16 protein-coding genes are annotated in these 19,085 nt (G+C 70.7%); 12 read left to right on the top strand and 4 right to left on the bottom strand.

Annotated features, from left to right (window positions below; genetic code table 11):
- The first annotated feature begins 108 nt into the window (after nucleotides 1-108).
- From EK403_RS01690 to obgE, 7 genes are all read left to right on the top strand, one after another.
- On the top strand, nucleotides 109-1,227 hold the full coding sequence (locus EK403_RS01690) for a polysaccharide pyruvyl transferase family protein (protein ID WP_128775764.1): 1,119 nt from the start codon (nucleotides 109-111) through the stop codon (nucleotides 1,225-1,227).
- Nucleotides 1,227-1,748 (top strand): prolyl-tRNA synthetase associated domain-containing protein, encoded by a 522-nt coding sequence (locus EK403_RS01695; protein ID WP_128775765.1) that lies wholly within the window; start codon nucleotides 1,227-1,229, stop codon nucleotides 1,746-1,748. The genes EK403_RS01690 and EK403_RS01695 overlap by 1 nt, the downstream gene beginning before the upstream one ends.
- The gene (locus EK403_RS01700; RefSeq protein WP_128775766.1) at nucleotides 1,745-2,662 is read left to right on the top strand and encodes an EamA family transporter; all 918 of its coding nucleotides are present in this window, start codon (nucleotides 1,745-1,747) and stop codon (nucleotides 2,660-2,662) included. The genes EK403_RS01695 and EK403_RS01700 overlap by 4 nt, the downstream gene beginning before the upstream one ends.
- Nucleotides 2,663-2,840: 178 nt before the next feature.
- Entirely contained in the window at nucleotides 2,841-3,161 is a 321-nt protein-coding gene (rplU, locus tag EK403_RS01705; protein WP_128775767.1) for a 50S ribosomal protein L21, read from the top strand.
- Nucleotides 3,162-3,184: 23 nt separating this feature from the next.
- A complete protein-coding gene (gene rpmA, locus EK403_RS01710) occupies nucleotides 3,185-3,460 on the top strand; it encodes a 50S ribosomal protein L27 (RefSeq protein WP_128775768.1) in 276 nt (91 codons plus the stop codon).
- A 131-nt stretch (nucleotides 3,461-3,591) separates the two neighbouring features.
- Nucleotides 3,592-4,722, top strand: coding sequence for a GNAT family N-acetyltransferase (locus tag EK403_RS01715; protein WP_128775769.1), 1,131 nt, complete (start codon nucleotides 3,592-3,594; stop codon nucleotides 4,720-4,722).
- A 199-nt stretch (nucleotides 4,723-4,921) separates the two neighbouring features.
- Nucleotides 4,922-5,968: a GTPase ObgE gene (obgE, locus tag EK403_RS01720; RefSeq protein ID WP_128775770.1), complete on the top strand. Its 1,047-nt coding sequence runs from the start codon at nucleotides 4,922-4,924 to the stop codon at nucleotides 5,966-5,968.
- A 19-nt stretch (nucleotides 5,969-5,987) separates the two neighbouring features.
- Here the strand turns inward: obgE and EK403_RS01725 are convergent, their stop codons facing one another.
- Nucleotides 5,988-7,766, bottom strand: coding sequence for a hypothetical protein (locus tag EK403_RS01725; protein ID WP_128775771.1), 1,779 nt, complete (start codon nucleotides 7,764-7,766; stop codon nucleotides 5,988-5,990).
- A 238-nt stretch (nucleotides 7,767-8,004) separates the two neighbouring features.
- On the opposite strand from EK403_RS01725, the gene proB reads away from it, so the two are divergent.
- Complete coding sequence (gene proB, locus EK403_RS01730) at nucleotides 8,005-9,126, top strand: glutamate 5-kinase (protein ID WP_245479450.1); 1,122 nt, start codon at nucleotides 8,005-8,007, stop codon at nucleotides 9,124-9,126.
- 195 nt (nucleotides 9,127-9,321) lie between these two features.
- Here the strand turns inward: proB and hrcA are convergent, their stop codons facing one another.
- Complete coding sequence (hrcA, locus tag EK403_RS01735) at nucleotides 9,322-10,413, bottom strand: heat-inducible transcriptional repressor HrcA (protein WP_128775885.1); 1,092 nt, start codon at nucleotides 10,411-10,413, stop codon at nucleotides 9,322-9,324.
- Nucleotides 10,414-10,534: 121 nt separating this feature from the next.
- On the opposite strand from hrcA, the gene rph reads away from it, so the two are divergent.
- The 3 genes from rph to hemW all read left to right on the top strand — a co-directional run bounded on the left by rph (nucleotide 10,535) and on the right by hemW (nucleotide 13,192).
- Complete coding sequence (rph, locus tag EK403_RS01740; protein ID WP_128775886.1) at nucleotides 10,535-11,248, top strand: ribonuclease PH; 714 nt, start codon at nucleotides 10,535-10,537, stop codon at nucleotides 11,246-11,248.
- A 139-nt stretch (nucleotides 11,249-11,387) separates the two neighbouring features.
- Entirely contained in the window at nucleotides 11,388-12,047 is a 660-nt protein-coding gene (gene rdgB / locus EK403_RS01745; protein WP_128775773.1) for an RdgB/HAM1 family non-canonical purine NTP pyrophosphatase, read from the top strand.
- A complete protein-coding gene (gene hemW / locus EK403_RS01750) occupies nucleotides 12,044-13,192 on the top strand; it encodes a radical SAM family heme chaperone HemW (RefSeq protein ID WP_128775774.1) in 1,149 nt (382 codons plus the stop codon). Before rdgB ends, hemW begins: the two co-directional genes overlap by 4 nt.
- Nucleotides 13,193-13,204: 12 nt before the next feature.
- On the opposite strand, the gene lon is transcribed toward hemW, so the two are convergent.
- Nucleotides 13,205-15,613, bottom strand: a complete 2,409-nt coding sequence (gene lon, locus EK403_RS01755) for an endopeptidase La (protein ID WP_128775775.1) — start codon at nucleotides 15,611-15,613, stop codon at nucleotides 13,205-13,207.
- Entirely contained in the window at nucleotides 15,613-16,032 is a 420-nt protein-coding gene (locus EK403_RS01760) for an Hsp20/alpha crystallin family protein (RefSeq protein ID WP_128775776.1), read from the bottom strand. The genes lon and EK403_RS01760 overlap by 1 nt, the downstream gene beginning before the upstream one ends.
- 332 nt (nucleotides 16,033-16,364) lie before the next feature.
- On the opposite strand from EK403_RS01760, the gene mutS reads away from it, so the two are divergent.
- On the top strand, nucleotides 16,365-19,013 hold the full coding sequence (gene mutS, locus EK403_RS01765; RefSeq protein ID WP_128775887.1) for a DNA mismatch repair protein MutS: 2,649 nt from the start codon (nucleotides 16,365-16,367) through the stop codon (nucleotides 19,011-19,013).
- Nucleotides 19,014-19,085 lie beyond the last annotated feature (72 nt).

Below are 19,085 nucleotides of genomic sequence, written 5' to 3' on the forward strand. Positions count from 1 at the left end.
TTCGCGCGATCCTGCGGCGCGGAATCGACCGCCCGGCTGTCATGGTGCTAAAGGCGCGCGGTCGAGCGGCGTCGAGCCGCTCGGTCCTCTGGCTGAGCCGGGCGAGACATGAAGATCCTGCTGATCAACGACACCGGCGTGAAATCCCATATCGGCTGCCAGGCCGTGTCCAACGCCCACGCCCGCATGATCGGGCGGCTCGGCCACGCGGTCTCGGCGCGAATCTTCGTGAACGAGCTGCCGCGTGAGGAGTTCGACCGCTTCGACGACGCGCTCGCCGCCGTCGGGCGCGACGAAAAGTTCCTCGAGGCGCTCGAGGGCGCTGAGGCGGTCGCGGTCAACGGCGAAGGCACCATCCATCACGGCGGCGGCCTCGTGCTGGTGGCGGCGCTCGAGCTCGCGCGCCGGGACAAGCGCCCGACGCTGCTGATCAACAGCCTGCTGCAGGACGTCGCCGTCGACGCCGAAATCTTCAACGGCTTCGACTACGTCTCGGTGCGCGACCCGCGTTCGCGCGCCTATTGCGAATGGCGCGGAATCCGCTGCGTCGAGACCTTCGATTCGGTGGTGGCGGCGGATTTCTCGGCTGAAGGAGACGATCTCGGCGGCAGGATCGCGGTCACGGACTGGGGCAAGGCCAACGACGCGACCGCCGGCGCCGCGGCGAGCCGCCTGATGCAGTCGGACGATTTCGGGCCCGAGACCGTCCGCTACCCGATGCACGCCGAGGGCGCGGTCGGCCTGTGGCGCGGCGCGGTCGCGACGCTTTCGACCAGCCGGATGGTCGTCACCAGCCGGCATCACGGCGTCTATCTCGCGGCGCTCTCGGGCCGACCCTTCGTGGCGCTGCGCGGCTCGACCTGGAAGGTGCAGGGGTTCCTGGACGCGCTCGGCGGAAATCTGCCGATCGTCGAGAGCATCTTCGACCTCCGCGCCGCGATCGAGCGCATCGACCAGTGGCGGCCGACCTTCGAGGCGGCGCAGGCGCGGCTGCGCGAGGCTTCCGAGCTCCAGCATTTCGCACCGCTCGGGCGCGGCGAAGACTCGGACGAGGCCCGCGAGATCATGAAGCTCGGCCGCGACATCGCCTCGCGAGAGGAGCTTCTCAGGATCGATTCGAAGCGCATGGGCCGCCACCGCGAGCGCGAGGCGCGCTGGGCCGAGCAGCTGTCGGGAAAGAAGCCGAAAAAGCGCTCGGCGCTGTCCCGGTGGTTCGGGCGCCGCTGATGGCCGCGAGCCGCGCGGAGCTGATGGCCTATCTCGACGGGCTCGGGATCCGGACGGAGACGATCGAGCACCCGGCGGTGTTCACGGTCGCGGAGTCGGCGCATCTGAGAAGCCGGATCGTCGGCGGCAAGTCCAAAAACCTGTTCCTGAAGGACCGCAAGGGGCGGCTCTTCCTGCTGACCGCGGAGGACGAGGCGGAAGTGGACCTCAAGCGCCTCCACGAAAAGCTCGGCGCGCAGGGGCGGTTCTCCTTCGCCTCCGCCGAGCTGCTGCGCGAGGTCTGGGGCGTCGAGCCGGGCTCGGTGACGCCCTTCGGCGCGATCAACGACCGCGAGGGCCGCGTGACGGTGGCGCTCGACGCAGGGCTGCTGGCGCATGGAAGGGTCAATTTCCACCCGCTCGAGAACACGGCCACCACCGCGGTCTCGGCCGAAGATCTGATCCGCTTCCTGCGCGCGACCGGCCATGAGCCGCTGATCGTCGATCTGACGGGCGTAGGCGAAGCCGCCGAGGCGTCATGACGGCTCGCCCGCTCGCAAGCCCCCTCGAGTCCGCCTCGGCGCTTCTGCCGGTCGCAGCCGTCGTCGGCAGCGTGATCGCGCTTTGCGTCGGCACCTCCTTCGCCAAGCATCTCTTCGGCGCCGTCGGAGCGGAGGGCGTCACGGCGCTCAGGGTCACGATCGCCGCGATCATGCTGTCCGCGATCTGGCGCCCCTGGCAGGGCCGGCTGTCGCTGAAAGACGCGAGCCGGGTCGCGCTGTTCGGCGTCACGCTCGGCGTCATGAACCTCTGTTTCTACATGGCGATCCGCTCCATCCCGCTCGGCCTCGCCATCGCGATCGAGTTCACCGGTCCGCTCGCGGTGGCGCTGGCCTCCTCGCGGCGCGGGCTCGACCTCCTCTGGATCGCGCTCGCGGCGCCCGGCCTTGGCCTGCTGCTGCCGCTCGGCCACGGCGTCTCGGCGCTCGACCCCGCGGGCGTCGGCTTCGCGCTCGCGGCCGCCGTCTGCTGGGCGCTCTACATCGTCCAGGGGAGCCGGCTCGGCCATCTGCATGGCGGCCGCGCCATCGCGCTCGCCATGACGGCGGCGGCCGCGGTCACGCTGCCGATCGGCGTCGCGGCGGCGGGCGCGGCCCTCGTCGACCCGAACGTCCTGCTGATCGCGCTCGGCGTCGCGGCGCTCTCCAGCGCCCTGCCCTATTCGCTCGAGATCTATGCGCTGCCGCGGCTGCCGCGGCAGACCTTCGGGGTGCTGCTCAGCCTCGAGCCGGCGGTCGGCTCGCTCGCCGGCCTTGCGATCCTCGGCGAGCGCCTCGCGGCGACCGAATGGGCCGCGATCGGCGCGATCGTCCTGGCTTCGGCGGGCGCCGCGGCCACTGCGCGACGTTCGCGCACGACCCATCCGGAAAGCGAGCCGGAAGCCGCCTCGTCCTGAGCCCCGAAGCGCACGGCCCGGATTGACCCCGCCACCCCTTATCCTGTAGAAGCCCCCTTCGGCGCGGCGGGTCCCACCTCCCGCGCCTTTCCGTTTGGGCTGGCGCCCAAACCAACAAGAAGACGCGCCACGAGCATCGGGCTCCGGAGCGCGATCGCACAAACGGGAACTGAAACTCATGTTCGCAGTCATCAAGACCGGCGGAAAGCAGCATCGCGTCGCGGCCGACGACGTGCTGACCGTCGGCAAGCTCGAGGGCGAGGCCGGCTCCACGGTCACCTTCGGCGAAATCCTCGCGATCGGCGAGGGCGACCAGATTTCGATCGGCGCTCCGTTCGTGTCCGGGGCCTCGGTCGCGGCCGAGATCGTCGAGCACGCGCGCGGCCCCAAGGTCATCGCGTTCAAGAAGCGCCGGCGCCAGAACTCCAAGCGCAAGCGCGGCCATCGTCAGGACTACACGATCGTCAAGATCGTGGGCCTGTCGGGCGCCAAGAACTGAACGGCTGAGGCAGGAGAGAGAACATGGCTCACAAGAAAGCGGGCGGCTCCTCGCGCAACGGCCGCGATTCGGCAGGCCGCCGTCTCGGCGTGAAGAAGTTCGGCGGCGAAAGCGTCGTGTCGGGCAATATCCTCGTGCGTCAGCGCGGCACCAAGTGGCATCCCGGCGTGAATGTCGGCATGGGCAAGGACCACACGCTGTTTGCGACCGCCGAAGGCAAGGTCGTCTTCGTATCCAAAGCCGGCGGCCGCACCTATGTGAACGTGGCTGTGGCCGCCCCGGCCGAAGCCGCGGAATGACGGCGGGCTGATCCAAGCAACCCGCCGGGCGCCTGACGACCCCGGCGGTTTTCGACCGCAAGTTCCGGAACGACGGGGGAGACGGGCCAAGCCGTACTCCCCTTTTTCGTGCTCGGCAGCGAGACGGTCCGATGCCCGCGAGTTTCGACTTCGACGACAGGCTTCTCGAACGGCATTGCGAGACGGCCGACCCCCAGGTCAGGTTGCGCCGCCTCTCGATGGCCGACGCCGCCGCGATGGCCGAATGGCTGAGCGACCTCGCCGTCTCGCGCAATCTGGTGGCGGTCCCGCATCCCTACGGGATCGAGGACGCGCGCGAGTTCATCGCCGGGCCGGGAGCCTCTCCGCACATGCTCTGCGCCGCGATCGAGGTGGCGGGCGCCTTTGCGGGCTGCGTCGCGGTCGACGCCCAGACCGGCGCGCCGGAACTCGGCTACTGGCTGGCGCGGCCCTATTGGGGGCGCGGGATCGGAACCCGCGCGACGCGGGCGCTGACCGACCTCGCCTTCGCGGCGACCGGGCTGCCGGCGCTGGTCTCCGGGCATTTCATCGACAACGAGGCGTCGGCGGCGGTGCTCGCGAAGCTCGGCTTCCGGCGCACCGGGCTGGTCGAAACGCGCTCTCGCGCCCGCGAAGATACGGTGCGGCTCGTGACCATGGCGCTCGACCGGGCGGACTGGGCGGCCGCCCAGCCCGCGATCGAGACGCAGCGCCTCGTCATGCGGCCGCCGACGCTCGGGGACGCGGACGAGATCGCGCTGCTCGCCGCCGACCGGTCGCTCGGCCTGATGACGGCGGCGGCGCCAAAGCCCTTCACGCTGGAGGACGCGCGCGCCTTCGTGCTGTCGTCGATGCGCAAGGCGCGGCCCTATTCGATGACGTTCTCGATCCGCTCGGCCGAGACCGGCCAGTTGCTTGGAGGCGTCGGATGGGCCGACGGCGAACCCGGGGCGGTCGAGCTCGGCTACTGGCTGGGCGCGGAGCATCGCGGACGCGGACTCGCCACCGAGGCGGCCCGCGCGGCGCTCGAAGCCGCCTTCGACATGACGGGCGCGATGGCGGCGACGGCGCGGTGCCGGGTCACCAACCCGGCCTCGCGCGGCGTGCTGGAGCGCTGCGGCTTCCAATGGGAGGGCACGGGGCTGGTGCGCTCGCCGGGCGCGCCGGGCTCGGTCGCGGTCGACGTGTTCCGGCTCGACCGGGACGTGTTCGTCTCGCTGAAGGAATGGGGCCAGGCCGCGATGCGGGCGGGCGTGGCGTAGGCGCTGCGCTCATGTCCCGGCCTTGAGCCGGGACCCATCCTGCGCCGCCGTCGAAGGAAAGAACTTCGAGTCGCGCGCGCTGTCCGGCGAGGTTGAGCCGAATGGGTCCCGGCTCCCGGCCGGGACATGAGGGCGGCGTTGTCTGAGTCTACATGATAAAGAGCGCCGCCACTGCGCGGGCCGAACTGAAAGACGACCGATGAAATTCCTCGACCAGGCCAAGATCTACATCCGCTCCGGCGACGGGGGCGCCGGGTGCGTCTCGTTCCGGCGCGAAAAATTCATCGAGTTCGGCGGCCCTGACGGCGGCGACGGCGGGCGCGGCGGCGACGTGATCGTGGAGTGCGTCGCGGGCCTCAACACACTGATCGACTTCCGCTACCAGCAGCATTTCAAGGCGAAGACCGGCGTCCACGGCATGGGCAAGAACCGCACCGGCGCGAACGGCGCCGACGCGGTGCTGAAGGTGCCCGTCGGCACCCAGGTGATCGACGAGGACGAGGAGACGCTGCTCGCCGACCTCGTCGAGGTCGGGCAGAAGATCACGCTGGCCAAGGGCGGCAATGGCGGCTTTGGCAACGCCTGTTTCAAGACCTCGACCAATCAGGCCCCGCGCCGCGCCAATCCGGGCCAGGAGGGCGAGGAGCGCTGGGTGTGGCTGCGCCTCAAGCTGATCGCCGACGCAGGCCTCGTCGGCCTGCCGAACGCCGGCAAGTCGACCTTCCTCGCCGCGGTCTCGGCCGCGAAGCCCAAGATCGCCGACTATCCGTTCACGACGCTCGAGCCCAATCTCGGCGTCGTGGGCGTCGACGGGCGGGAGTTCGTGATGGCCGACATCCCCGGCCTGATCGAGGGCGCGCATGAGGGCGTCGGGCTCGGCGACCGCTTCCTCGGCCATGTCGAGCGCTGCCGCGTGCTGCTGCACCTCGTCGACGGCACGCAGGGGCATGCGGGCGAGGCCTACAAGACCATCCGGCGGGAACTCGAGGCCTACGGGGCCGGACTCGCCGACAAGCCCGAGATCGTCGCGCTCTCGAAGGCCGACGCGCTGTCGCCGGAACTCCGCAAGGAGCAGGCCGCCCGGCTCAAGCGGGCTGCGAAGAAGGCGCCCATCCTGCTGTCAGCCGCCTCGGGCGAGCAGGTGCAGGAGACGCTGCGCAAGCTTCTCGCGGTGATCGACGAAGCCAAGGCGCTCGACGAGGCGGAGGCGATGCCGAAACTGGTCGAGGAAAGCTGGCGGCCCTGAGCCGCTCGGCGCATTAGCGCTACTTCTTCCGCACGGCGAAGCTCGTCGCGCCGATCGCCTGGTCGCCGGTCAGATCGCCGCCCTGCGGCTGCTCGAAGACCAGGACCATCCGCCGCCTGTCGGCGTCGAAGCCGGGATCGACGTCCGGCGCCGTCACGAACAGCTTGAAATAGACCGGCTCCTGCGGGACCGCCTGGAACTCGACGCTCGGCGTCGGGCCCTTCTTGCAGACGCCCTTGGCGTCGGTCTGGCAGATCGTCGCCGTGAAGCGGGAATTGGCGGGATCGTCGAACGGCGCCGCGAAGTTCGCGCGCGCGGTGACCTTGGCCTTGGCGCCGAGATTGCGCGCGACGAAGCGGACGGTTTCGGCCCGCCCCTCCGGGACCACGACCGTGCCGCTGCGCGGCGAGAGCCGCCCGGCGACGATGTCGGCCGGCTCGAACTGGCCGCGCGCCGTCACGTCGATCTTGGCGCTGACGTCGTCGGTCGCGACGTCGGCGTTGGCGCAGCCGATCCTGACCTCGTTGATCGAGAACGGCTCGGCGAAATAGGAGCCGTGCGAGCGGACGGCGACCAGCACCTTGCGCGACTTGCCGGGCGGGATGGAGAACGGCTCGTCGGGCTTGCCGAGCTTTGCCTCGTCCTGCGGATCGACCGCCCGCCAGAAGGCCGACAGGCTCTGGGACGTCTCGGCGCTCACATGGCACCCGAAGGCCTGCGTCTTGGCCGTGTTCTTGACGGTCGCAAGGAACATGCTGGCCTCGCCGTCGCGGGCGCCGCGGGCGTGGGCGTCGACCGTGACCGAGAGCGTGTTCCCGCCCGAGAAATCCTTGACCACGACGAGCGCCGGATGTTTCGCGACGGTCGCGACCTTGCCGGCGATCCGGCCGGTGAACGTGAAGGCTCCGGAGATCGCCCGCGGCGTCTGGGCGTCGAAACCGTCGGTCACGGTGAAGCGCGCGATCTTGGCCTCGCCGGGCGCCAGCGTGATGTCGGCCGGCGCCCGGAAGCCGCGGCCGAGATCGCTCGACGCCTCGACGCGCAGTGGCTCGTCCATGCTGTTGTGCAGCAGGAAGACCGGCGCGAAGAAGCGCGGGAAGTTGGTGACGTATTTGCGGCCCTGCATCTGCGAGCCGCCGGCCTCGGCCAGATAGGCCGTGAGGCCGCCGCGCGGCGGGAACGCCGTCACGGCGAGCGCGATGTCATCCTCGGCCCCGCTGGGGCTGCCGATCTGCACGAAATATGTCTGGTCCGCCCTGGCGTCGAACTGGATGAGGCCGTTCTTCGACCCGAGCCCCGCCACAGGCGTGTCGTCATTGAACGCGACGCGCCGGAAGTCCGAATATTTCTTGCCGCTATAGGCCGCGAGCGCGGTGTCGATCGTGGAGCCGAAGCTGTGCACGACGACCCGGCCGGCCTTGGGGAGGCTGATCGTCGTCCAGAGCGACTTCTTCATCGCGCCGCCCGGCGAGGGCTCGCCGGGATCCGTCGTCGCGCCGAGATTGAACAGGGGCAGGCTGTTGAACAACCCGACCGACGGTTCGTCGTTCGAGGGCGCAAAATCCCTGTGGCACTGCACGGGCGCCTCGCCATAGGCCGCCTGGGTCGCCGTGCAGCCGAGGCCGGGGACGATGTCGGGCTTCGGAAAGAACAGCGGCCAGGGAAACGACGGGATGCCGATGGAAAAGCCCCGCATGTTGGGGAACTCGATGAGCTTGCCCGCCCAAGCGGCCGAGCCGAAGGTCGCGGCGATCGTCGTCGCCGCCGCGAAGACAAATATCCTGCGCCTGCGAGACATGTATTCACCTCCGCCAAGCACGCGTCGGCTAGATTATAACGGCCAAAACGACAAGGCTATTACGCTTTGCTTCCGACATTGAAGATTGTCGACTGATAATACGCGTCTCGCTCGGCGACCGGTTTGGAGGTCCATGCTGTCGCACGACGCCTCGGTCCGGCTGTCGGCTCTTGCGACGGCCTTCGGCTCCTGTTCAAAGGCGAGACGTCCGATCCACCGTCCGCCTTTGACCCGTCCCGTGACCCCCTCCCTCGCCTCCTTCCGCCGCATCGTCGTCAAGGTCGGCTCGGCGCTGCTCGTCGACCAGCACGCCGGCCGGCTGAAGGCCGAATGGCTCGCCGGCCTCGTGGCCGATCTCGCCCGGCACGCCGCGCGCGGCGCGGAGATCATGGTGGTGTCATCCGGCTCGATCGCGCTCGGCCGCACGGTGCTGAAGCTGCCGCGCGGACCCTTGCGGCTCGAGGACAGCCAGGCGGCCGCGGCGGTCGGGCAGATCGCCCTGGCGCGCGCCTGGAGCGAGGCGCTCGGCGCGCACGGCCTGAGCGCAGGCCAGATCCTGCTGACCCTCGGCGACACCGAGGAGCGGCGGCGCTATCTCAACGCCCGCGCGACCCTCGCGCGGCTGCTGGCGCTCAAGGCCGTGCCGATCGTCAACGAGAACGACACGGTCGCGACCCAGGAGATCCGCTACGGCGACAATGACCGGCTCGCCGCGCGCGTCGCCTCGATGGCGAGCGCGGACTGCCTGGTGCTGCTGTCGGACGTCGACGGTCTGTACACGGCCCCGCCGGCGAGCGACCCGTCCGCCACGCTGATCCCGGTGGTCGAGCGCGTGACGCCGGCCATCGAGGCGATCGCCGGCGGCGCGGCCTCGGAGTTCTCGCGCGGCGGCATGAAGACCAAGATCGAGGCGGCGCGCATCGCGACCGGCGCGGGAGTGACCATGCTGATCGCCTCCGGCCATGTCGAGAACCCGCTCTCGGTGGTCGAGGCCGGCGGGCGCTGCACCTGGTTCCTGCCGCATGAGAGCCCGGCGCAGGCGCGCAAGCGCTGGATCGCCGGGGTGCTGGCGCCGCGCGGGGCGATCCATGTCGACGCCGGCGCCGCCTCCGCGCTCAACCGCGGCCGCTCGCTGCTGCCGGCCGGGATCGTGCGGATCGAGGGCCATTTCTCGCGCGGCGACGCCGTGATCGTGCGCGCGCCGGACGGCGAGGAGGTGGCGCGCGGCCTCGTCTCTTACGATTCCGGCGACGCCGAACGTCTGCGCGGAAAACCTTCGGCCGCGATCGAGGGCATTCTGGGCTTCAAGGGCCGCCCGGCGATCATCCACCGTGACGACCTGGTGCTGACCGGCGCCTGAGGCCGTGAGGTCGCACGGAGGTGCTGCGTGCTTCGAGACGCCGTCCTGAAGGACGGCTCCTCAGCATGAGGGAGGTTTGCGCTTTGGCGTCCTCCAACGCTCCTCATGCTGAGGAGCGCCGAAGGCGCGTCTCGAAGCACGCAGCAGGTCGCCCCAGGCGCACTCAAAACCACAGGGGGGCGCTTGAGAGCCCGCCTACCCCTGCCCGATCAGCCGGCCCACCACCCGCGCGGTGTAGTCCACCATCGGCACGATGCGGGCATAGTTCAGCCGCGTCGGGCCGATGACGCCCAGCACCCCGACGATCTTCTTCTCGCCGTCGCGGAAGGGGGCCGCGATCATCGAGGAGCCGGACAGCGAGAACAGCTTGTTCTCCGACCCGATGAAGATGCGCACGCCGTCGGCGCTCTCGGCGCGGCCGAGCAGTTCGATCACGTCCTTCTTGCTCTCGAGGTCATCGAGCAGCAGGCGGACGCGCTCCAGGTCCTCGAGCGCCTTGAGGTCCTCGAGCAGGTTGGCCTGGCCGCGCACGATGAGCTGGCGCGGCTGCTCGCCTCCCCCTCCGGCCCAGCTTGCGAGCCCGGCTTCGACGACGCGGGCCGACAGCACGTCGATCTCGCTTTCGGCTGCGGCGAGCGCCTCCTCGACCGCCGAGCGCGCCTCGGCGAGCGTGCGGCCGCGCATCCGCGCGTTGAGGAAGTTCGAGGCTTCGATGAGCGCCGAGGACGGCAGCCCCGCCGGCAGCGCCACGAGCCGGTTCTCGACCGAGCCGTCGCCGCCGACCAGCACCGCGAGCGCGCGGCCGGGCTCGAGCGGCACGAACTCGATGTGCTTGATCGACGGGTCCTGCTTGCTCGCCACGACGACGCCCGCGCCGCGCGACAGGCCCGAGAGCAGCCCGGAGGCATCTGTCAGGATCTCCTCCATCGAGCGCGGATGGTTCGCGCCCGAGATCTGCCGCTCGATCGCCGAGCGGTCGTCGGGCGACAGGTCCCCGATCTCCAGCATCGCGTCGACGAAGAAGCGCAGGCCGAGCTCGGTCGGCAGCCGGCCGGCGCTCACATGCGGCGCGTAGATCAGGCCGAGCGCCTCGAGGTCCGCCATCACGTTGCGCACCGAGGCGGGCGACAGCGAGACGGAGAGCAGGCGCGAGAGGTTGCGCGAGCCGAGCGGCTCGCCGGTCGCGAGATAGCCGTCGACGATCCGCCGGAAGATGTCGCGCGAGCGCCGGTCGAGCGCCGCGAGGCCGACGGGCGGGACGTCCGGGATGGGTCGTTCGATCGTCATGGCCCTCAGGATCGCGGTATAGCGGGCGCGGATCAAGCGCTGCTGCTTGCGGCCGGCGCCGCGCGGGGGCAGAAGGGGCGCCGTTCCCCGACTGACCTTTCGTGCGAGCCATCATATGACCATTCGTCCGTCGAACCGCAGCCCGGAGGCCATGCGGCCCGTGTCGCTGGAGCGCGGCGTCGCGCGCTATGCGGAGGGCTCGTGCCTGGTGAAGTTCGGCGAGACCCATGTGCTGTGCGCCGCGAGCCTCGAGGACAAGGCGCCGGGATGGCTGCGCGGCCAGGGCCGCGGCTGGGTCACGGCCGAATACGCCATGCTGCCGCGCGCCACCCACGAGCGCACCCGCCGCGAGGTGACGAGCGGCAAGCCCTCCGGCCGCACGCAGGAGATCCAGCGGCTGATCGGCCGCTCCTTGCGCGCCGTCGTCGACCTCCGGATGCTGGGCGAGCGGCAGATCACCGTGGACTGCGACGTGCTGCAGGCCGACGGCGGCACCCGCACCGCCTCGATCACCGGCGCCTGGATCGCGCTGCATGACTGCCTCGCCTGGATGAAGGCGCGCGACATGCTGAAGGGCGAGGCCCTGAAGGACCATGTCGCGGCGGTCTCGTGCGGGGTGGTGAAGGGCGTGCCGGTGGTCGACCTCGACTACGCCGAGGATTCGACCGCCGAGACCGACGCCAATTTCGTCCTCACGGGATCGGGCGGCATCGTCGAGGTGCAGGGCACGGCCGAGGGCGCGCCGTTCTCCGAGGACGAGCTCATGGCGCTGCTGAGGCTCGCCAAAGCGGGCTGCGGCCAGCTGGTGGAGTTGCAGAAGATGGCGGTCGCGTGAGAGCGGGCTGCTCCTCATGTCCCGGCCTTGAGCCGGGATCCATTCGGCGCGAGGCAAGCCGAAATCGTCCGCTCTCTCTTGCGGCGGTCGAAGCCAATGGGTCCCGGCTCAAGGCCGGAACATCGGGGGTGAGGTTCTCATGACCCTGCCGCCCCTCGGTCCGCGCCTGGTCATCGCGACCCACAATTCCGGCAAACTCCGCGAATTCCGCGAACTGCTGGCGCCCTTCCCGCTCGAGCTGACCTCGGCGGGCGAACTCGGCCTGATGGAGCCGGAAGAGACCGGGACCACCTATTCGGAGAACGCCCGCATCAAGGCGGAGGCCGCCGCCGTCGCCTCCGGGCTGCCGGCGCTCGCGGACGATTCTGGGCTCTGCGTCCATGCGCTGTGGGGCGCGCCCGGCCTGTTCTCGGCGCGCTGGGCGGGGCCGGACAAGGACTTCTCGGCTGCGATGGCGCGCGTCGAGGAGGATCTGCAGGACCGCGGCGCGACAGCGCCGGGGGACCGTCGCGCCGCCTTCGTGGCCGCGCTGTCGCTCGCCTTTCCGTCGGGCGAGGCGCTCGACGTCGAGGGTTCGGTCCCCGGACTCGTGGTCTGGCCGCCGCGCGGCGAGCTCGGCTTCGGCTACGACCCGATCTTCCTGCCCGATGGCCACGACCGCACCTTCGGCGAGATGTCGGCCGAGGAGAAGCACGGCGTGGCGTGGGACGCGGCGGGCCGGGCCTCCGGCCTCTCGCACCGGGCGCGCGCCTTCGGCGAGCTGATGGCGGCGCTCTATCCGGAAGGCCCGCCGAGATGAGCGAGCCCGGCTTCGGCGTCTATGTCCACTGGCCGTTCTGCGCCGCGAAGTGCCCCTATTGCGACTTCAACAGTCATGTCCGCCACATGGGCTGGGACGAGCCGCGCTTCCTCGCCGCCTTCCGGCGCGAGATCGCCCATATGGCGGGGCTTGCGCCGGGACGGACCGTTAGCTCGATCTTCATCGGCGGCGGCACGCCCTCGCTGATGCTGCCCGAGACGGTCGCCGGCATCCTCGACGCGATCGGCGGGTGCTGGAGCGTCGACCAGGGCGTCGAGGTCACGCTCGAGGCCAATCCGACCAGCGTCGAGGCCGACCGCTTCCGCGGCTACCGCGCCGCCGGCGTCAACCGCGTCTCGCTCGGCGTGCAGTCGCTCCAGCCGGACGATCTCGCGCGTCTCGGACGCCTGCACACCGTCGACGAGGCGCTCTCCGCGGTCGCGCTCGCGCAGTCGATCTTTCCCAGAATCTCGTTCGACCTCATCTACGCCCGGCCCGGCCAGACGCCAGAGGCGTGGCGCGAGGAGCTCGGGCGGGCGATCGCCTACGGCACGGAGCACCTGTCGCTCTACCAGCTCACCATCGAGGAGGGCACGCCCTATTATGAGATGCACAGGGCCGGAAAGATCCGGACGCCCGACCAGGCGACGGCCCGCGCGCTGTGGGACGCGACCCAGGAGACCTGCGAGGCCGCAGGACTGCCGGCCTACGAGATCTCGAACCACGCAAGGGCTGGCGCGGAGAGCCGGCACAACCTCGTCTACTGGCGCTATGGCGAATATGCCGGCGTCGGCCCCGGCGCCCATGGCCGGCTGGTGGTCGACGGCGTCCGTCGGGAGCTCGCCACCGAGCGCAATCCCGAGCTCTGGGCGTCTGCTGTGGAAGCGGACGGCTCGGGCCTGGTGATGGACGCGGGCCTCAGCCAGGAGGCGCAGGGCGACGAGTTCCTGGTGATGGGCCTGAGGCTCAAGGAAGGCATCGACCTCGCGCGTTTCCACCGCCTCTCGGGCCGTCGCATCGACGAGCGCCGCATCGACGACTTGGTGATGGACGGCATGGTGGAGCGCCTCGGCCGCGACCGCCTGCGCGTCACCCCGGAAGGCTTCCCCGTGCTCGACGCCGTGGTCGCCGACCTGGCGAGCTGAACGCAGGACGCCCTACTCCGCCGCAGCCTCGTGCTCGACCGGGTCGAGCGCGGCCTCGATCGCGTCATCCACCCGCTCCAGCCAGATGAACTCCAGCCGATCCCGCGCGTCCGGAGGGATCTCGTCCCAGTCGCGCCGGTTCCGCGCGGGCAGCATGACCCGCTTGAGCCCGGCGGCGGCGGCGGCCACCACCTTCTCCTTGATGCCGCCGACGGGAAGGACGAGACCGCGAAGCGATATCTCGCCGGTCATCGCGGTGTCGCTACGCACCGTTCGGTCGGTGAGCAGCGAGGCGAGCGCCGTGTACATCGCGACGCCCGCGCTCGGCCCGTCCTTGGGCGTCGCCCCCGCCGGCACGTGAACGTGGATGTCGCTCTTCTCGAACAGGCTCGCATCGACGCCGAGCGAGCCCGCGCGACTCTTCACCAGGCTGAGCGCCGCCTGCGCGCTTTCGCGCATCACGTCCCCGAGCTGACCCGTGAGGATGAAGCTGCCTTTTCCGGGCGTGCGGGTCGCCTCGATGAACAGGATGTCGCCGCCGACCGGCGTCCATGCGAGTCCGGTCGCGACGCCGGGCACGCTGGTGCGCATCGCGACCTCGTTCTCGAAGCGGGGCGGTCCCAGCACTTCGACGAGGCGGTCGACGCCGATCCGCACCCCGGTCGCGCTGCCGTCCGCGATCGTCACCGCCGCGTGGCGCAGCGCGCGACCGATCTCGCGCTCGAGGCCGCGCACGCCCGCCTCGCGGGTGTAGTCGCGGATGATCAGGCGCAGCGCCTCGGTATCGATCGCCGCCTGCTCCGCCGTCAGGCCGTTCGCCTCGAGCTGCCGGCGCACCAGATAGCGCGAGGCGATCTCGAGCTTCTCGCCTTCCGTGTAGCCCGCGAGGCTGATGATCTCCATGCGGTCGCGCAAGGGTCCCGGGATCGTGTCGAGCATGTTGGCGGTGGCGATGAAAGCCACGCGGGAGAGATCGAACGGGACCCCCAGATAGTTGTCCCGGAACGTCGCGTTCTGCTCGGGGTCCAGCACCTCCAGCATCGCGGCGGAGGGGTCGCCCTGCACGCCGCGGCCCATCTTGTCGATCTCGTCAAGCATCATCACGCAACCACGCGACCCGGCCTTGCGGATACCCTGGATGATGTTGCCGGGCAGCGCGCCGACATACGTCCGGCGGTGGCCGCGGATCTCCGCCTCGTCGTGGACGCCGCCGAGGCTGACGCGGACGAAGGGACGATCCATCGCGCGGGCGATCGACTGGCCGAGCGAGGTCTTGCCGACCCCGGGCGGTCCCGTGAAGCACAGGATCGGCGCCTTGCCGTTGGGCGCAAGCTTGCGGACCGCGAGATACTCGACGATCCGGGTCTTGATCTTCTCAAGCCCGAAATGATCCTCGTCGAGAATGCGCCGCGCTTCGGCGATGTCGATCGGCCTGTCGTCCGGGGCCTTCCACGGCAGCTCGATCAGCCAGTCGAGATAGGTGCGGATCATGCCGGACTCGCCGGCCGCCTCCGGCAGGCGCTCATAACGGCGAAGCTCCTTGCGCGCCTGTTCCTCGACCTCCTTCGGCATCTCGGCCTTGGCGATCGCCTCGCTCAGCTCGGCGATCTCCCGTCCCTTGCCTTCGCCCTCGCCGAGCTCGCGCTGGATCGCCGCCATCTGCTCGCGCAGCACCGCCTCGCGCTGCCGCTCATCGAACGACGCCTTGGTCTGCCGCCCGATCTCCTGGGTGATGCGCAGCACCTCGATTCGCTCGGCAAGCAGCCGCGAGACCTTCTCCATCCGCGCCGCGAGATCGATCGTCTCGAGGATCTCCTGCCTACGCTCTGCTGAGACGTCCATGTAGCCGGCTGCGAGGTCGGCGAGCGCCGAAGGCGACGCCGCGGACTGGATCGCGGCCACCAGCTCCGGCGGCCTTTGGGGCAGCAGATTGACGGCCTCGAGCGCCTGTCCCTGAAGATGCAGGAACCGCGCCTCGATCTCGGACGAGCGGGTTTCGGACTCAGGGAGACGGAGAACGCGCGCCACGGGAAAGGGCGTGCCCGGGAAGTAGTCAAGCACGCGCATGCGCTCGACGCCCTGCGCCACGATGTGGTGCGAGCCGTCGGGTGCGGTGATGTAACGGACGATATTGGCGACCGTGCCCACCCCATAAAGGTCGTCGGGCCCCGGCTCCTCCGCCTCTGGATCGCGCTGCATCACGATGCCGATCTGCCGCTCCTCACGGATAGCCTGCTGGATCGCCGCGACGCTCCTCGGGCGGCCGATGGCGAAGGGCGCGATCAGGTTCGGGAACAGCACGGCGCCCCGGACCGGGAGAATGATCAGGCCGTCGGAGGGAAGCGGCGGCTGTCGTTCCTCGGACGCTTGCTGGGAGGCGGAATTTCCGACGCCGCGGCTGGTCTCGTCTTCTGTGCTCATCACGTTTCGCTTCGACCTGATTTCGCCAATCTGAAGACCAGGCACCCTTGCGCCGCCCCGCGGCGCACGCCTGAATAGCGTCCCCCGGGCAGCGGGATGCGGCGCTCGAACCGGCCCTGCGGCAGCTCGAGGCGATGAATGACCGCGTCGCGCAGCTCGGAAGGCAATGTTCGGCGTCCGGAGACCAGCATCGCGCCGTCCTCAATCGTCGCCTCGACCTGTTCGGGGTCGACCCCGGGCAGCGCGACCAGGACCAACACCTCGTGCTCGGTCTCGATCATGTCGATGGGCGGCTCCCATGCCGGCGCCTGACGCGTCGCCGAGCGGAGCGAGAACACTTGGCGGTGCATGCGCTCCGCGCGAGCCAGGCTCTCCACAGCCTCGGCCAGCATCCAGTTCAGCGAGTCTCTGTTCGCCAAGGCGGGGTCCTCGTTGACGAAAGGCGGGACCAGTCTCCGCCGCCGATGAAGGGTGACATTGGCGCGCGCCGCGCCTGCCGCAAGCCTTTTGTTTCCGACCCGGGTCGTTTGAGTCTACTGCCCGCGGCGGGGCCTTGGATCGGCGGGACGTACTCGCCTATGGTCCGGCTCTCCGCCCCGGCGCCGGCGGCCCTTCGCGCGCCTCGGGATTTCGGTCTTCACCGACCGCTGCTCAACATCGGGATCGTTCGCGCTTGGCGTCCTCCTATCGTTTCGAAGCTGAGAGGCCGAAGGAGATCGCGGCCCTCGCTTCATCGGCGCGGCCGACGCCGATGATGGAGCAGTATATCGAGATCAAGACCGCCAATCCGGACAGCCTGCTGTTCTACCGGATGGGCGACTTCTACGAGATGTTCTTCCAGGACGCCGAGGTGGCGAGCCGCACGCTCGGCATCGCGCTGACCAAGCGCGGCAAGCATCTCGGCGAGGACATCCCGATGTGCGGCGTGCCGGTCGAGCGCGCCGACGACTATCTGCAGCGGCTGATCGCGGCCGGCCATCGCGTCGCGGTCTGCGAGCAGACCGAGGACCCGAAGGAGGCCAGGAAGCGCGGCGCGAAGTCGGTCGTCAGGCGCGACGTCGTGCGGCTCGTCACCCCCGGCACGCTGACCGAGGATGCGCTGCTCGAGCCGCGCCGGGCCAATCTGCTGGCGGCGCTCGTCCGCGGCCGCGCGGAGGATGGCGGTTTCGCGTTCGGGCTCGCTTCGGTGGACGTGTCGACCGGCGCCTTTTCGGTCGGCGAGGTCGCGCCCGCGGGCCTCGGGGCCGCGCTCGCCCGGCTCGACGCGGCGGAGGTGCTGGTCCCCGAGCAGCTGGTCGAGGAGCTCGCCGGCGCGCTCGGCGAGACCCGGGCGGCCGTCACCCCTGTCGGTCGCGATCTGAGCGACCCGGCCAGAGCGGAGGCGCGGCTCGCCGGCCATTTCGGCGTCGCGACCACCGAGGCCTTCGGCTCGCTGTCGCGGCCGGAGCTCGCGGCGGCCGCCGCGATTGTCGGCTATCTCGAGCGCACCCAGCTCGCCTCGCGGCCGCCGCTCCAGGCGCCGGTCCGCGAAAGCCGCGGGAGCGTGATGGAGATCGACGCCGCGACGCGCGCCAATCTGGAGCTCGTCCGCACGCTCTCCGGCGAGCGCGAGGGGAGCCTGCTCGACGCGGTCGACCGCTGCGTCACCGCCGGCGGCTCGCGGCTGCTCGCGACCCGCATCGCCGGTCCCCTGCTCGAGCCGGCCGCGATCGCGCAGCGCCACGACGCCGTCGCGGCGCTGATCGAGGCGCCGGAGCTCAGGCGGGCGATCCGCAGGACCCTCGGCGAGACGCCGGACCTCGCGCGCGCGGCCCAGAGGATCGCGCTCGGCCGCGGAGGCCCGCGCGACCTCGCGGCCATCCGCGACGCGCTCGACGCCGCGCATGCGCTGGGCTTGAGGCTCGCGGCGCTCGACGAGGCGCCGGCGGAGCTTGAAGGGATCGCCCGCGCGCTCGCCGACGCCGACCACGCGCTTGCGCTCGACCTCCGGCGCACGCTCGCCGACGAGCTTCCGCTGCTGAAGCGCGATGGCGGCTTCGTGCGCGCCGGCTGCGACGCCGAGCTCGACGCCACGCGCGCGCTCCGCGACGAGAGCCGCAAGGTGATCGCCCAGCTCCAGGCGGCCTATTCCGAGGCGACCGACGTCCGGACGCTGCGCATCAAGCACAACAATGTGCTGGGCTATTTCATCGAGGTCCCGCAGAGCCATGGCGAGCGGCTGCTCAAACCCCCGCACGCCGAGGCCTTCGTGCACCGCCAGACCATGGCGGGGGCGATGCGCTTCACCACGACCGAGCTCGGCGACCTCGAACGCCGCATCGGCGAGGCGGCCGACACGGCGCTGGGCATGGAGCTCGCGCTTTTCGAGCGCCTCTCCGCGCGGGTCTCCGAGAGCTGGGAGAGCTCGCGCGCCTGCGCCGAGGCGCTCGCGGCGCTCGACGTCGCCGCGGGGCTCGCGGAGGTCGCGGTGGATTGCGCGCATGTCCGCCCGCATGTCGACGACGGGCTCGACTTCCGGCTCGAAGGCGCCCGCCACCCGGTGGTCGAGGCCGCGCTGAAGCGGGACGGCAAGCCCTTCGTGCCGAACGACGTCGGGCTCTCGGCCCCGGACGGCGCCGCCGGCCTGATCCAGCTCGTCACCGGCCCGAACATGGGCGGCAAGTCGACCTATCTCCGGCAGGCGGCGCTGTGCGCGGTGCTCGCCCAGGCCGGCGCCTTTGTGCCCGCGACCTCGGCCAGAATCGGGGTCGTGGACCGGCTCTACAGTCGCGTCGGCGCCGCCGACGACCTCGCGCGCGGGCGCTCGACCTTCATGGTCGAGATGGTCGAGACCGCCGCCATCCTGAACACCGCCGGCCCGCGCTCGCTGGTCGTGCTCGACGAGATCGGCCGCGGCACGGCGACCTTCGACGGGCTGTCGATCGCCTGGGCCGCGATCGAGCACCTGCACGAGGTGAACCGCTGCCGCGCCTTGTTCGCGACCCATTTCCACGAGCTGACGGCGCTCGCCAAGCGCCTGCCGAGGCTCAGGAACGCGACCGTGCGGGTCGCCGAGTGGAAGGGCGAGGTGGTGTTCCTGCACGAGGTCGCGCCCGGCGTCGCGGACCGCTCCTATGGCGTGCAGGTGGCGAAGCTCGCCGGCCTGCCGGCCTCGGTGGTGCGGCGCGCGCGCGCCGTGCTCGACGAGCTCGAGGCCGCCGACCGCGCCTCGCCGGTCGAGCGCATGATCGACGACCTGCCGCTGTTCGCCGCCACACGCGCGAAGCCGCAGGGCGTCGCGGAGCCCGACCCGGCGCTCGAGGCGCTCGAGGCGCTCGAGGCGCTCGATCCGGACGCGTTGACGCCGCGGGAGGCGCTCGAGGCGCTCTACCGGCTGAAGGCGCTCAAGTCGGGCGGCTGATCAGGCGACTCTTTTCAACCCGCCTCCGGCGGGCCCCCCACGTCAATTGGCGCTTTCGGCTTTGGGCGCCCC

The sequence above is a fragment of the Hansschlegelia zhihuaiae genome (assembly GCF_004103825.1).
Taxonomy (GTDB): Bacteria; Pseudomonadota; Alphaproteobacteria; order Rhizobiales; family Methylopilaceae; genus Methylopila; species Methylopila zhihuaiae.

Coding starts and splice junctions, on each gene's coding strand:
- EK403_RS01690 (WP_128775764.1), top strand. CDS start 109: ATGAAGATCCTGCTGATCAACGACACCGGCGTGAAATCCCATATCGGC.
- EK403_RS01695 (WP_128775765.1), top strand. CDS start 1,227: ATGGCCGCGAGCCGCGCGGAGCTGATGGCCTATCTCGACGGGCTCGGG.
- EK403_RS01700 (WP_128775766.1), top strand. CDS start 1,745: ATGACGGCTCGCCCGCTCGCAAGCCCCCTCGAGTCCGCCTCGGCGCTT.
- rplU (WP_128775767.1), top strand. CDS start 2,841: ATGTTCGCAGTCATCAAGACCGGCGGAAAGCAGCATCGCGTCGCGGCC.
- rpmA (WP_128775768.1), top strand. CDS start 3,185: ATGGCTCACAAGAAAGCGGGCGGCTCCTCGCGCAACGGCCGCGATTCG.
- EK403_RS01715 (WP_128775769.1), top strand. CDS start 3,592: ATGCCCGCGAGTTTCGACTTCGACGACAGGCTTCTCGAACGGCATTGC.
- obgE (WP_128775770.1), top strand. CDS start 4,922: ATGAAATTCCTCGACCAGGCCAAGATCTACATCCGCTCCGGCGACGGG.
- EK403_RS01725 (WP_128775771.1), bottom strand. CDS start 7,766: ATGTCTCGCAGGCGCAGGATATTTGTCTTCGCGGCGGCGACGACGATC.
- hrcA (WP_128775885.1), bottom strand. CDS start 10,413: ATGACGATCGAACGACCCATCCCGGACGTCCCGCCCGTCGGCCTCGCG.
- rdgB (WP_128775773.1), top strand. CDS start 11,388: ATGACCCTGCCGCCCCTCGGTCCGCGCCTGGTCATCGCGACCCACAAT.
- hemW (WP_128775774.1), top strand. CDS start 12,044: ATGAGCGAGCCCGGCTTCGGCGTCTATGTCCACTGGCCGTTCTGCGCC.
- lon (WP_128775775.1), bottom strand. CDS start 15,613: ATGAGCACAGAAGACGAGACCAGCCGCGGCGTCGGAAATTCCGCCTCC.
- mutS (WP_128775887.1), top strand. CDS start 16,365: ATGATGGAGCAGTATATCGAGATCAAGACCGCCAATCCGGACAGCCTG.